The sequence below is a fragment of the Synechococcus sp. R60.1 genome, assembly GCF_047461835.1.
GTDB lineage: Bacteria > Cyanobacteriota > Cyanobacteriia > Thermostichales > Thermostichaceae > Thermostichus.
In genome coordinates this window covers 1-13,265 of the sequence record NZ_JANSIA010000029.1, presented here as the reverse complement: position 1 = coordinate 13,265, position 13,265 = coordinate 1, and the positions used below count along the sequence as shown (strand labels likewise).

The following is a 13,265-nucleotide window of genomic DNA, read 5'->3' as shown; positions in this document are numbered from 1 at the left end:
GCCCAAAACTCCAACTGTGGCCTGATCTCAATCGCTGAATCTGCCAAATCTACAATCCGAAACCACTGCTTGATTGCAATACAATTCATTTCACAGAAACAAGTTTTGGGGCGAGCAGGATGAGGAAACAAGCCCTTTTGCCAGGTTTGCTGGGCATTGCCGTTGCGGTTCTGCTGGGATCCGGGCCTGCCTATGCTCAGTTGCGGCTGATCCCCCAAGCAGCGCGGCAGGTATACGAAGCTCTGCCGGATCTGCCCCTGGAAAACACCTACACCCCCATTAACCCCAACGATGGCGGCCCCGCACCCGAAGAGGATACTTTGGTGCGGCGAATGATGATCTATCACCTGCAGGTGGCTGGTCGCTCCCCCACCGACCGCTTTGACTGGCAACTGACGCTGGCAGACTATTTCGATGCCAACGAGCCAATCATCGCCCAACGGTATCCCGGTGCCGACCGCCTCACGGTCAACCCCTACGCCCAAGACAAAGCCGTTGTACAATTCCTGAACCGGCAACAGCGACAGGCCCTGCTGGAAGCCCTTGTGATGGCCTTCGGTGGGGATCCCAACCCAACGCCCCTCTACATTCCCACCGACGGGGATCCTGCCCCTACCCGTCCCACCCCAGAACCTATGAAGCCCTTGCTGCTTCCCGGCAGCGGATCCGCTGACTTGCTCAGGCCCTAGCCGAGGTTTCCCGCTAACTCAAGGCTTGCCCGGTGTAGTTCTCAATGCAGCGCAGGAACAGCTCTACCCCAATGCCAAGGGCAGCCTCATCGAAGTCGAAGCGGGGGTGGTGGTGAGGGTAGTTCAGGCCCCTTTCGGGGTTGGCGGATCCCAAAAAAAAGTAGCAGCCGGGCACCTCGTTGAGAAAAAAGGAGACGTCCTCGCCGCCCATGGTCATTTCTGGGATGATCCTCGCCTCTGAGCCAAACACCTGGCGGGCAGCTTGTTCCACCAGCGCTACCATAGCAGGATCGTTGCAAACCGCTGGGTAGCCCCGTTCGTACTGAAACTCGTAGGTGGCCCCGTAGGCTTGGCAAATGCCGGCAACGATTTCTTCCATACGTTTTGAGATCAAATCCCGCACTTCCGGCTGAAAGCTGCGCACGGTGCCCCAAATCTCAGCTCTAGGGGCAATGACGTTAAAGGTATCGCCAGCCCGGAAGCGGCCCACCGTCACCACCGCCGGCTGCAGCGGATCCACACTGCGGGAGACGATGGTCTGCAAAGCATTGACAATGTGGGATCCCACCACAATGGCATCTACCGTCTGCTGGGGAAGGGCGGCATGTCCGCCTCGCCCGATCACCTGAATCTGAAAGCGGTCGGCAAAGGCCATCGAGGGGCCACTTTTCACGCCAATAGTGCCCAGAGGGCGATTATTCCACAGGTGTAGGCCGAGGATGGCTTCCACATCCGGGTTTTTCAGAACCCCCGCCTCCAGCATGGGCTTGGCTCCGCCGGGGCCTTCTTCGGCAGGTTGAAAAATGACCTTGACCGTGCCCTTGAGGTGTTGACGGTGCTGTTGCAGCAGCTTGGCGGTGCCCATAGCAATGGCCGTATGGCCGTCGTGGCCACAGGCGTGCATGACGTTGGGGATGGCGGAGCGGTACTCGACTTCATTGGCCTCATGAATGGGCAGGGCATCCATATCGGCCCGCAGCGCCAAAACCGGCCCCGGCTGCTCTCCCTCAATGGTGGCCACGATGCCGGTGTGGGCAATGCCGGTCTGGTGAGGGATCCCCCAACTTTTCAGGCGCTGGCTGATGTAAGCAGCGGTTTGCTTCTCCTGGAAGCCCAGCTCAGGATACTTGTGGATGTGGCGGCGCCAGGTCACCAACTCGGGTTGTAAAGCTCGAACAGCAGGGCGAAGTGCGGGAAAGGACATGACCTGAAAAACAAAAAAACAAAAATGTCTTGGAAAACCTTCACCGATGGCCGGTGTTGGTTGCATGCAGTTGCCTGTCGATTTTGCCCAGTATGGCATTGCTGAGGCTGCTTTCCGCTCGGCGTCGAGGTGGACATCTAGGCCCACTGGGATCCGGTTTCCGGCGGCAGATCCTGCCAACGGCCCGGCCCCACTGCTCGCAAAGCTTCCTGCAAGGAGATCGCCCCTGAGTAGAGGGCTTTACCCAAAATGGCCCCCGTCAAACCGGGCAAGCTCAACAAAGCCAGCAAATCCGTTAGCGATCCGATTCCCCCCGAAGCAATCACAGGCAGGCGGGAGATGGCGAGGATCTCCTGCAACTGTTGTAGGTTGGGGCCGGCCAGGGTGCCATCCCGGCCAATGTCGGTGTAGATGATGCCGGCGACGCCCTGTTCCCCCACCCGTTGCACCAATTCGGTGGCCCGCAGGGGAGTGGTGCTCAGCCAGCCGCGGGTGGCCACTTGCCCCTGCCGAGCGTCGATCCCCACCCAAACCCGACCGGGGAAGGCTTGGGTCATAGCCTCCAGGGTGTCGGGATCCTCTACGGCTAGGGTGCCAACGATCACCCGATCCACCCCCAGCTCCAGCAACTGCCGCACCCGTTCCAGGGATCGGATCCCACCCCCCACCTGAATCGGGATGGCCAGTTGGCGCACCAGGCGCTCGATGGTAGGCAGGTTAATCGGATCCCCGCTTTTGGCTCCGTCCAGATCGACCACATGCAGGCGAGGGGCACCCTGTGCCGCCCAAGCTTCGGCCTGTTGGATCGGGTCGTCGGCTACCTGTTCTGCCTGGGCGTAATCCCCCTGGTAGAGGCGCACGGCGCGGCCCTGCAAAAGGTCGATGGCGGGGATCACCTCCAGAAAAGCAGTTGAGTAAGGCATGATGGGATCCCTTGAGGGGCTTTTCCAGTATCGCCTGGGAGCGGCCTTGCTCCAGCGGAGATCTGGATCTCTAGACCCTAAAGTGCTCCACACCGCTGACGCGATGGGAGAACATCCTGAGATGACTATGAACGCGCGCCAACTGGCTCTGTTGGCTCTGCAGAAAATCGAGCGCCAAAACGCCTATGCCGACCTGGTTCTGGGGCATTTGTTGGCCAACAGCAGCCTGATCCCCGCCGACCGGCATCTGGTCAGCGAGCTGGTGTATGGCATTACCCGCCGTCGCCGCACCCTCGATGCCTTGATCGATTGCTTTGCCCAGCGTCCTGCCCACAAGCAGCCCCCCGATTTGCGACTGATTTTGCATCTCGGCCTCTACCAACTGGCTTTTTTGGATCAGATCCCGGCCAGTGCTGCCATCCATACCAGCGTGGAATTGGCCCGCCAGATGGGGCTGGGATCCCTGACAGGGGTGGTGAACGGCATCTTGCGCGCCTACCAGCGGCAAGTGTTGGATCAGCCAGAGAAGGATCCCCTCAAGCCCCTCGAGGACACTCTGCCAGCCGACCCAATTCAGGCTTTGGGGATCCGGCACAGCTTTCCCGACTGGTTGGTGAGCCTATGGTGGGAGCGCCTGGGGCCGGTGGAAACGGAGCAGTTGTGTGCTTGGTTTAATCAGCCACCCCACCTGGATTTGCGGGTCAACCCACTGCGGGCAGATGTGAATAAAGTCATTCAAGCCTTGGCAGCAGCCGGGATCCCTGCCCTCCCCATCTCCGAGGTGCCGGGTGCCTTGCGACTTCAGGATCATGCTGGCGACATCACGGCCCTGCCCGGCTTTGCCCAGGGTTGGTGGAGCGTTCAAGATGCCAGTGCCCAGCAGGTGGTGCATTGCCTGGATCCCCAGCCGGGAGAGCGGGTGATCGACTGCTGCGCTGCTCCGGGCGGCAAGACCACCCAAATAGCCCAACACATGCAGGATCGGGGGGAAATCTGGGCTTTGGATCGCCACCCCCACCGTCTGCGGCGCCTGGAGGAAAATAGGCAGCGCCTGGGCTTGAGCTCAATCCGTCCCCTGGCCATCGACCTGTTATCCCTGAGCGCTGCTGCCGATCGCGTCAGCGGGACGGAGTCCTTACCCCCTGCCCCCTTGCCCCCCTGGCAGAGTGCTGACCGCGTACTGCTGGATGCCCCCTGCTCCGGCCTAGGCACCTTGCACCGCCATGCTGACGCTCGCTGGCGGCAGACTCCAGAGCGGATCCCTGAATTGGCCCACCTGCAAGCTCAGCTTCTGCAGGTGGCAGCCCGTTGGCTTAAGCCGGGCGGGGTGTTGGTGTACGCTACCTGCACGCTGCACCCTGCCGAAAACGAGGAGATCATTCAAGCCTTTCTCGACAGCCACCCCAATTGGGCTGCTGAAGGGGATCCCCTGCTCATCTGGCCCCACCGGCAGGATCGGGATGGATTTTTTATCCAACGGCTGCGCCGCTCCGGTTACTAACTCCCCTCTCCCTCTGGGAGAGGGGCTGGGGGTGAGGGCAGCAACGCCGAAGACTTGGGGAGTACCTTAACCATTGCCACATGGCTTCTGAGCTGCTGACCAGTCCGAAAAACCCCTGGATCCGCAAGTTGCGGCAGTTGCACCGCAGCAAAGGCCGGCGGGAACAGGGCGCCTTTTTGGTGGAGGGATCCCACCTCATCGAAGAAGCCCTGCGAGTTGGCTGGCCCCTGCAGGCTCTCTGCTACACGCTTGAGTGGGCTGAGCGTTACCCACAATTGCTGGCCAATCTGCCCAAGAGTCTACGGCGGCAGGCCGTCAGCTCAGAAGTCATGGCAGCGCTCTGTACCACCGAGTCTCCCGAAGGAGCTGTGGCCGTGGCCGTCAGTTGGCAGATTTCCTCTCCCCCCCTGTCCAAGTTACGTTTGGGCCTTGTGGTGGAAACGCTGCAAGATCCAGGCAATTTGGGATCCCTAATCCGAGTCGTGGCCGCTGCAGGAGCCGACGGCCTTTGGCTAAGCGCAGACAGCGTCGATCCCGAAAACCCCAAAGTCTTGCGGGCCTCTGCCGGCCAGTGGTTTCGCCGTCCGCCCCAAGTCGTGCCCGACCTAGCCGCCTGGATCCAGAGCTGCCGTTGCCACGGGATCCAAGTCTTGGCTGCTACCCTCTCCCCCACAGCAAACTGCTACTGGGATCAAGATCTCACCCGCCCTACCCTTTTTCTCCTGGGCAACGAAGGTGCTGGCCTGAGGGAAGCGACTATCCAACAGGCCGATGCCCAGGTGCGGATCCCGATGGCCGAGGGTGTCGAATCTCTGAACGTCGCTATGACGGGGGGGTTGTTGCTCTACGAGGCCCTGCGCCAGCGGCGATCTCGCTCAGGAAGCGCTCCCTGAACAGCTAGCTGCTCCCTCAGAACTCTTCCTCTACAAAGACCGCATCCTCATTCTCTTCCTGCTCTCCCTCCTCCATCGCTGCCGGCCGGCTGGCGGAAACCGTCACCCCCGCAGAAAGTTTCTCCCGCACAGCCGCTTCCACCTCCGCTAGGAGCTCTGGGTTTTCCTTCAAGTAGACAACCAGATTGTCCCTTCCTTGGGCAACATTTTCCTCCTTGTAGCTGTACCAAGAGCCGCGGCGCTTGAGAATGCCCATCTCCTCGGCCAGATCGATAATGCAGCCGATGTTGGAGATCCCTTGGCCGAAAATGATGTCAAATTCTGCCCGCCGGAAAGGGGGGGCAACTTTGTTTTTCACCACCTTGACCCGCGCTCGGATCCCGTATTCTTCCGCACCTTTTTTCAGGGTTTGAACGCGGCGAATATCTAGCCGCACCGACGCATAAAACTTAAGGGCATTGCCGCCGGTGGTGGTCTCCTGGGGGCCATAGCCTATGCCGCCAATTTTGGAGCGCAATTGGTTTAAGAAAAGAACGATGGATCCGGTTTTGCTGACATTTCCGGCAATCTTGCGCAGCGCTTGGCTCATCAGGCGCGCCTGCAATCCCACATGGGCATCTCCCATATCCCCTTCGATCTCAGCCCGGGGCACCAACGCTGCTACCGAGTCCACCACCACGATATCCACAGCTGCCGAGCGCACCAACTGATCGACAATCTCCAGGGCGGCCTCCCCCGTGTCCGGCTGGGAGATCAACAGGTTTTGAATATCAACCCCCAAAGCTGCTGCGTAAGTGGGATCCAGCGCATGTTCCGCATCCACAAAAGCTGCCGTTCCCCCTTGTTTTTGCACTTCGGCGATGGCATGTAGGGCAATTGAAGTTTTCCCAGAAGATTCCGGCCCAAAGACTTCGATAATCCGCCCTTTTGGGTAACCTCCGCCCAAGGCCAAGTCGAGGGTGATGGCCCCACTGGGTATGGTCTCCACCCGCATCTGGGTGGCATCTCCCAGGCGCATGATTGCCCCTTTGCCGAAATTCCGCTCGATCTGGCTTAACACCTGCTCCAGGGCTTTGCGTTTTTCTGACTTCAATTTGTCCGAGTCATCAGCAGTGTTCACAGCAGCGGCTTTCCGGGCCATAACCCGCATCCCCCCCAGGAGTCGTGGTGGAAAATCGAGCCTGCATTCTAACATTGTCGCCTTGCTCTGAGCGGATCCCTCTCCCTCCAACTGCAGTCAGCTCGTACCTTGCCTCGGTTCCTAACTCCCCTCTCCCTCTGGGAGAGGGGCTGGGGGTGAGGGCAGGTCTTCTGCATAGCCTTGCAGAGCGGGTAGAGTGGGCTAAAGGGATCTGCTCAGGAATGTCCCCACGGTCATGACTTTGGTCTTACAATCCCCCGGCCCGGTTGTGTTTAGTTGGGGGCCGCTCAGCCTGCGCTGGTATGGCTTATTGATCGGCCTGGCAATGGTGTTGGGCTTGCTCCTGGCTCGCCATCTGGCAGCTCGGCGTGGCCTTCCCCCCAGTTCCATGCCTGATCTGCTGGTGTGGTTGGTGGTTGGATCCCTGCCCCTTGCTCGCCTGTACTATGTGGCCTTTGAGTGGGAACGCTATCGAGATGGCCCTTGGTGGCAGGTCTTGGCCCTCTGGCAGGGGGGCATTGCCATTCACGGTGCCTTGATCGGCGGCAGTGCGGCGCTTTACCTGTTCGCCCGGCGGCACCGGCTGAGTTTTTGGTTGCTAGCCGATTGCCTTGTTCCCTCCCTCAGCCTTGGTCAGGGGATCGGACGTTGGGGCAACTTCTTCAACAACGAAGCCTACGGAAAGGTGTTGCCTCCGGATAGCCCTCTGTGGGTACAACTGCAGCTGCCTGATGGATCGCGCGTCCATCCCACTTTTTTGTACGAATCCCTCTGGAACTTTGGTCTCTTCGGGCTCCTGCTCTTTTTAAGCTACCGGCGCCAGCTTCCCCCCGGCACCCTCTTGGGCCTCTACCTGGTGGGGTACAGCCTGGGGCGCTTCTGGATCGAAGGCCTGCGCACCGATAGCCTCATGCTGGGATCCCTGCGGGTGGCGCAGGGGGTGAGCCTGTTGCTCATTGGAGCAGGCCTGGCCGCAATCTTGACAGCTCCCAAACGCGTTTCTGTTCACCCAAACGAGGCAACTTCCTCGCCTGGGATCCCCGCCCCAAAGGAGTTGTAAGCCATGGCCAGCGAACAGAATGAAGAGCTCTGGCAGCAAGCCTCCCCTCTGCTGCTGCCATCCGCCGCTGCTACCCAATCACTAGGGGCCCTCGTAGCTCAAGCCGCCCTTGGCTTCCTCGCCCCTTCAGGTCAACAAAAATCTCCCCCTCCCAGCCGCAGCCTCGGCTCCACTTCCGGCTTGGTCATTCTTCTCGAAGGTAATCTGGGCAGCGGCAAAACCACCTTTGTGCAGGGACTAGGGCAGGGCTTGGGGATCCCTGAACCCATCGACAGCCCCACCTTCGTGCTGGTGCAGGAATACCACACCGGACGGATCCCTCTTTTCCATTGCGATCTCTACCGCCTAGAGACCTCTTCTGCCGCTCGCGCCGGTGGGAAAGAATCCACACTCCTAGAAGACCTAGGGCTAGAAGAACTTTGGAGCCAAGGTGGGATCACCGCTATTGAGTGGCCCCAGTACCTCCGCCATCTGCCTGCGACCTACCTCTGGCTGTGCCTACAGCCACATCCCCAACAGGAAGGAGCCCGCCTCCTGTACGCCAAAGGAAAGGGATCCCAGACTGCTCAACTTTGGCAGCAAGTTCTTTCTCAGTTCACTCAGCAAGACCCTGAAGAAAAAAGGATCCACTTCTCCCCCTGAAAGGACTTGAAAGCAGCAGAAAAAGTTGGGATCCCAAAAGACCTATGGCCACCTCGATTCGAACTAAGACACTGCGCCCACACCCGAAGCGTCGGTCGCGCCTTCGCGTTAGCGTTGCGGAGCAATAATGCACAGGTCAGAAGGCTTCTCTCAGTAGCCCGGACGTCTCACCCCAGCCTGAAACGACTATGAACTTGAGGCAAACGGCCAGAACTTAGCCAAAAGTCATCCTCAGGCCAAATCAAACAGCAGCACCTCAGCACCTTTCTCACTGAAAAGGTTGAGCTCGCTTTCCTCAGCAATGGCCACGCCATCTCCTTCTCGCAAAAACAAGCCATTTAGGGTCACATTGCCGCGAGCCACCTGCAGCCATCCGTAGCGCTTCTCATCCAAATATTGGCAGATGGTGTGTCCCGGCTCAATCAACCCCGCGTAGAGATTCACATCCTGATGCACAATTACGGATCCCTGGCGTCCATCCCGAGAGGCAATTAAACAAAACTCATTGGGATGCTCTGCTAAACCCGTCGCTTTTTGTTCATAACTGGGATCTAGGTTTTCCTGCTCCGGCAAAATCCAAATTTGCAGCAGATGAACCTCCTCATCCGCCGAGTGATTGTACTCGCTGTGCTGGATCCCTGTGCCTGCCGTCATCCGTTGAATTTCACCAGGACGAATCACAGATCCCGTGCCCAAGCTGTCTTTATGCTCAAGGATCCCTTCCAAAACATAGGTAACGATCTCCATGTCCCGGTGCCCATGGGTCGGAAAGCCAGCACTCGGGCTGATTCGGTCATCGTTAATCACCCGCAAAGCCCGGAAGCCCATGTAGCGAGGGTCGTAGTACTCTCCAAAAGAAAATGAGTGGTAAGTATCAAGCCAACTGAGCTTGACATGACCCCTCTCTTCCCGCTTGCGCAAAGTCAGCATCACAGTTTCTCCGAAACCTGACCCTCGCAACCATCTTATTAACTCTGCAGTCAGAATGTCAATATTCAAACAGTTTTATTTCTTCTTTTCCCTGATATTCTCGCCAAAAACTTGCCAAAAACTTTGGGTTGGATATCTTGACGGGGTGGTGGGGGTGGGGATAGGGTAGTAAAGCGCCACAAGGCCACCCAGCCCCGGCGCCCCAGAACCTTGACAAGTAACTCGTTCAGTCAACCATCGCCAAGCAGCACAGCAGGCTCCCTGAGTCGGCTGGTGGCTGCATATTCAACCCTGTCAAGTTTCCATTTTTCCAGAGACAAGCTCTTGAATTGACACGGAGAGTTTGATCCTGGCTCAGGATGAACGCTGGCGGTATGCTTAACACATGCAAGTCGTACGGACACCTTCGGGTGTCAGTGGCGGACGGGTGAGTAACACGTAGGAATCTACCCTCAGGCGGGGGATAACAGCTGGAAACGGCTGCTAATACCCCATACAGGCGGAAGCTGAAAGGAGCAATCCACCTGAGGATGAGCCTGCGTCGGATTAGCTAGTTGGTGGGGTAACGGCCTACCAAGGCGACGATCCGTAGCGGGTCTGAGAGGATGGCCCGCCACACTGGGACTGAGACACGGCCCAGACTCCTACGGGAGGCAGCAGTGGGGAATTTTCCGCAATGGGCGCAAGCCTGACGGAGCAATACCGCGTGAGGGAGGAAGGCCCTTGGGTTGTAAACCTCTTTTCTGGGGGACGAAAGCTGACGGTACCCCAGGAATAAGCCTCGGCTAACTCCGTGCCAGCAGCCGCGGTAAGACGGAGGAGGCAAGCGTTATCCGGAATTATTGGGCGTAAAGGGTACGTAGGCGGCTGGTCAAGTCTGGGGTCAAAGGCCACAGCTCAACTGTGGGAAGGCCCTGGAAACTGACCGGCTAGAGTGAGGTAGGGGTTGCGGGAATTCCCGGTGTAGCGGTGAAATGCGTAGAGATCGGGAAGAACACCTGAGGCGGAAGCGCGCAACTGGGCCTCAACTGACGCTGAGGTACGAAAGCTAGGGGAGCGAATGGGATTAGATACCCCAGTAGTCCTAGCCGTAAACGATGGACACTAGACGTTGGCCGTATCGACCCGGTCAGTGTCGGAGCTAACGCGTTAAGTGTCCCGCCTGGGGAGTACGCACGCAAGTGTGAAACTCAAAGGAATTGACGGGGGCCCGCACAAGCGGTGGAGCATGTGGTTTAATTCGATGCAACGCGAAGAACCTTACCAGGGCTTGACATGCCGCGAACCCTGCGGAAACGTGGGGGTGCCTTCGGGAGCGCGGACACAGGTGGTGCATGGCTGTCGTCAGCTCGTGTCGTGAGATGTTGGGTTAAGTCCCGCAACGAGCGCAACCCTTGTTCCTAGTTGCCAGCATTGAGTTGGGCACTCTAGGGAGACTGCCGGTGACAAACCGGAGGAAGGTGAGGATGACGTCAAGTCAGCATGCCCCTTACGCTCTGGGCTACACACGTGCTACAATGGCGCGGACAAAGGGTCGCGAGCGCGCGAGCGTGAGCCAATCCCAAAAACCGCGTCTCAGTTCAGATCGCAGGCTGCAACTCGCCTGCGTGAAGGCGGAATCGCTAGTAATCGCAGATCAGCATGCTGCGGTGAATACGTTCCCGGGCCTTGTACACACCGCCCGTCACACCATGGGAGCTGGCCATGCCCGAAGTCGGAGCACCCGCCGAAGGCAGGGCTGGTGACTGGGGTGAAGTCGTAACAAGGTAGCCGTACCGGAAGGTGCGGCTGGATCACCTCCTTTTAGGGAGACCTACCTTGGGGCATCTGAGGGGAGTTAGACCACCCTCAGGCCAGCAAAGGTTATCCCAGGTCGGTCGGGGTTGAAGGGATGGTTGACTGGGGTTCTGGAGGGGAACCGAGGGGAGGGCTATTAGCTCAGGTGGTTAGAGCGCACCCCTGATAAGGGTGAGGTCCCTGGTTCGAGTCCAGGATGGCCCACTGTTTGTCCTGGAGAAGGGAGAGCTAGCAAGCTAGAAGCGAGCTGGCCAAGCTGAGGGCAAAGCCAGAGGGTGGGTGCAGTCTGGATTGGGGGTATAGCTCAGCTGGTAGAGCGCTGCCTTTGCACGGCAGAAGTCAGCGGTTCGAGTCCGCTTACCTCCACCACTTTGGTGAGGAGCGGGGAAGGGGTTCTCCAGTTGGATAGGTTGACGACCGGGCTAGGGGTTTGGGTCCGAGCACAAGCCTCCAGCCGGGTTGAGCCGGCCAGCACTTTGAAAACTGCATAGCAAGAGAGCAGCATGCTTCTGGGTTGAGCCCTCCGAGCCTTGGCTTGGGGGAAGCAGCAGCAACCTGGGGGCATGAGGCAGGTAGAACACCAATGTTACGTGAGGTGAAAAGGTCAAGTCAGTTAAGGGCGCACGGTGGATACCTAGGCACGCAGAGGCGAGGAAGGGCGTGTTACCGACGAAACGCTGCGGGGAGCTGGACAAAAGCGGTGATCCGCAGGTTCCCGAATGGGGCAACCCGGCAAGGCGCAAGCCTTGTCACCTTTGGCTGAATCCATAGGCCAAAGGGGCGAACGCGGCGAACTGAAACATCTTAGTAGCCGCAGGAAAAGAAAACAAAAGTGATTTCCTCAGTAGCGGCGAGCGAACGGGAAAGAGCCTAAACCGCTCAGCTACGGCTGGGCGGGGTTGTGGGACGGCCAAACGGCAGCCGGCGGGCTAGGGGAAGCAGCTGGAATGCTGCACCAGAGAAGGTGAAAGTCCTGTAGCCGAAAGCTCAAAGGCGCCGGCCGGATCCCGAGTAGCACGGGGCAGGGGAAATCCCGTGTGAATCGGCGAGAACCATCTCGTAAGGCTAAATACTCCTGCGTGACCGATAGTGAACCAGTACCGTGAGGGAAAGGTGAAAAGAACCCCGGGAGGGGAGTGAAACAGAACATGAAACCGTGTGCCTACAAGCAGTGGGAGCCCGATTGAACGGGTGACCGCGTGCCTGTTGAAGAATGAGCCAGCGAGTTACAGCGTGGGGCAGGTTAAGGCGGGAATGCCGGAGCCAAAGGGAAACCGAGTCTGAAGAGGGCGAGAGTCCCATGCTGTAGACCCGAACCTGGGTGATCTAACCATGGCCAGGCTGAAGCTTGGGTAAAGCCAAGTGGAGGGCCGAACCGGGTGATGTTGAAAAATCATCGGATGAGCTGTGGTTAGGGGTGAAATGCCAATCGAACCCAGAGCTAGCTGGTTCTCCCCGAAATGCGTTGAGGCGCAGCGTCGACAGGTACCTGGTGGGGTAGAGCACTGAATCGGTGCGGGCGGCGAGAGCTGTACCAAATCGAACCAAACTGCGAATACGCCAGGGTTAGTCGGCAGTGAGACGGTGGGGGATAAGCTCCATCGTCGAGAGGGAAACAGCCCAGACCACCAACTAAGGCCCCCAAGCCATCGCTCAGTGACTAAGGAGGTGGGGGTGCCCAGACAACCAGGAGGTTGGCTTAGAAGCAGCCACCCTTTAAACAGTGCGTAACAGCTGACTGGTCAAGCGCCCTTGCGCCGAAAATGGACGGGGCTAAGCGATGCGCCGAAGTTGTGGATGGTGATGGTAGGGGAGCGTTCCGCAGTAGGGTGAAGCGTCAGCGGAAGCAGACGTGGACGAGGCGGAAGTGAGAATGTTGGCTTGAGTAGCGCAAACATTGGTGAGAATCCAATGCCCCGAAAACCCAAGGGTTCCCCCGGAAGGCTCGTCCGCGGGGGGTTAGTCGGGACCTAAGGCGAGGCCGACAGGCGTAGTCGATGGAGACAGGGTGGATATTCCCTGACTGACAACTGGAGCTGAAGAGGGACGCACAAGAGCAGGCCACACCCTGACTGGATTGGGAGGGGTCTACGGACTCCGCGTGGCTGAGGGTAGTGCCAAGAAAAGCTTGTAGGCGATGAAAGTTGTCACCCGTACCCGAAACCGACACAGGTGGGTGGGTAGAGGATACCTAGGGGCGCGAGAGAACCCTCTCTAAGGAACTCGGCAAAATGACCCCGTAACTTCGGGAGAAGGGGTGCCAGTGCAAGCTGGTCGCAGTGAAAGGGCCCAGGCAACTGTTTACCAAAAACACAGGTCTCTGCTAAGTCGCAAGACGACGTATAGGGGCTGACGCCTGCCCAGTGCCGGAAGGTTAAGGAAGTCGGTTAGCGCAAGCGAAGCTGGCGACCGAAGCCCCGGTGAACGGCGGCCGTAACTATAACGGTCCTAAGGTAGCGAAATTCCTTGTCGGGTAAGTTCCGAC

9 protein-coding genes, 2 tRNA genes and 2 rRNA genes are annotated in these 13,265 nt (G+C 58.7%); 9 read left to right on the top strand and 4 right to left on the bottom strand.

The features are described from left to right. The first annotated feature begins 119 nt into the window (after nt 1-119). Nucleotides 120-689, top strand: a complete 570-nt coding sequence (locus NW834_RS05900) for a hypothetical protein (protein ID WP_414419268.1) — start codon at nt 120-122, stop codon at nt 687-689. Nucleotides 690-702: 13 nt separating this feature from the next. Here the strand turns inward: NW834_RS05900 and NW834_RS05895 are convergent, their stop codons facing one another. Further along, a complete protein-coding gene (locus NW834_RS05895) occupies nt 703-1,893 on the bottom strand; it encodes a M20 metallopeptidase family protein (RefSeq protein ID WP_414419267.1) in 1,191 nt (396 codons plus the stop codon). 137 nt (nt 1,894-2,030) lie between these two features. Then, on the bottom strand, nt 2,031-2,795 hold the full coding sequence (gene hisA, locus NW834_RS05890) for a 1-(5-phosphoribosyl)-5-[(5-phosphoribosylamino)methylideneamino]imidazole-4-carboxamide isomerase (RefSeq protein WP_414412775.1): 765 nt from the start codon (nt 2,793-2,795) through the stop codon (nt 2,031-2,033). A gap of 148 nt (nt 2,796-2,943) precedes the next feature. On the opposite strand from hisA, the gene NW834_RS05885 reads away from it, so the two are divergent. Beyond that, on the top strand, nt 2,944-4,317 hold the full coding sequence (locus NW834_RS05885) for a 16S rRNA (cytosine(967)-C(5))-methyltransferase (protein WP_414419278.1): 1,374 nt from the start codon (nt 2,944-2,946) through the stop codon (nt 4,315-4,317). Nucleotides 4,318-4,397: 80 nt separating this feature from the next. Continuing rightward, on the top strand, nt 4,398-5,210 hold the full coding sequence (locus NW834_RS05880; protein WP_414331991.1) for a TrmH family RNA methyltransferase: 813 nt from the start codon (nt 4,398-4,400) through the stop codon (nt 5,208-5,210). Between the two features lie 16 nt (nt 5,211-5,226). Here the strand turns inward: NW834_RS05880 and recA are convergent, their stop codons facing one another. Further along, entirely contained in the window at nt 5,227-6,351 is a 1,125-nt protein-coding gene (recA, locus tag NW834_RS05875; RefSeq protein WP_414331989.1) for a recombinase RecA, read from the bottom strand. A gap of 235 nt (nt 6,352-6,586) precedes the next feature. Between recA and lgt the strand changes: the two genes are divergently transcribed. After that, nucleotides 6,587-7,411, top strand: a complete 825-nt coding sequence (lgt, locus tag NW834_RS05870) for a prolipoprotein diacylglyceryl transferase (RefSeq protein WP_011433548.1) — start codon at nt 6,587-6,589, stop codon at nt 7,409-7,411. A gap of 3 nt (nt 7,412-7,414) precedes the next feature. Then, complete coding sequence (gene tsaE / locus NW834_RS05865) at nt 7,415-8,053, top strand: tRNA (adenosine(37)-N6)-threonylcarbamoyltransferase complex ATPase subunit type 1 TsaE (RefSeq protein ID WP_414419266.1); 639 nt, start codon at nt 7,415-7,417, stop codon at nt 8,051-8,053. Between the two features lie 231 nt (nt 8,054-8,284). Here tsaE and NW834_RS05860 read toward each other — a convergent pair whose 3' ends face one another. Beyond that, nucleotides 8,285-8,983: a pirin family protein gene (locus tag NW834_RS05860; protein WP_414419265.1), complete on the bottom strand. Its 699-nt coding sequence runs from the start codon at nt 8,981-8,983 to the stop codon at nt 8,285-8,287. 331 nt (nt 8,984-9,314) lie between these two features. Here NW834_RS05860 and NW834_RS05855 point away from each other — a divergent pair. The 4 genes from NW834_RS05855 to NW834_RS05840 all read left to right on the top strand — a co-directional run. Continuing rightward, nucleotides 9,315-10,787 (top strand): 16S ribosomal RNA (locus NW834_RS05855). Nucleotides 10,788-10,910: 123 nt separating this feature from the next. Further along, nucleotides 10,911-10,984, top strand: a tRNA-Ile gene (locus NW834_RS05850). Between the two features lie 89 nt (nt 10,985-11,073). Then, nucleotides 11,074-11,149: transfer RNA gene (locus NW834_RS05845), tRNA-Ala, on the top strand. A gap of 233 nt (nt 11,150-11,382) precedes the next feature. Further along, a 23S ribosomal RNA gene (locus NW834_RS05840) occupies nt 11,383-13,265 on the top strand; the annotation flags it as partial.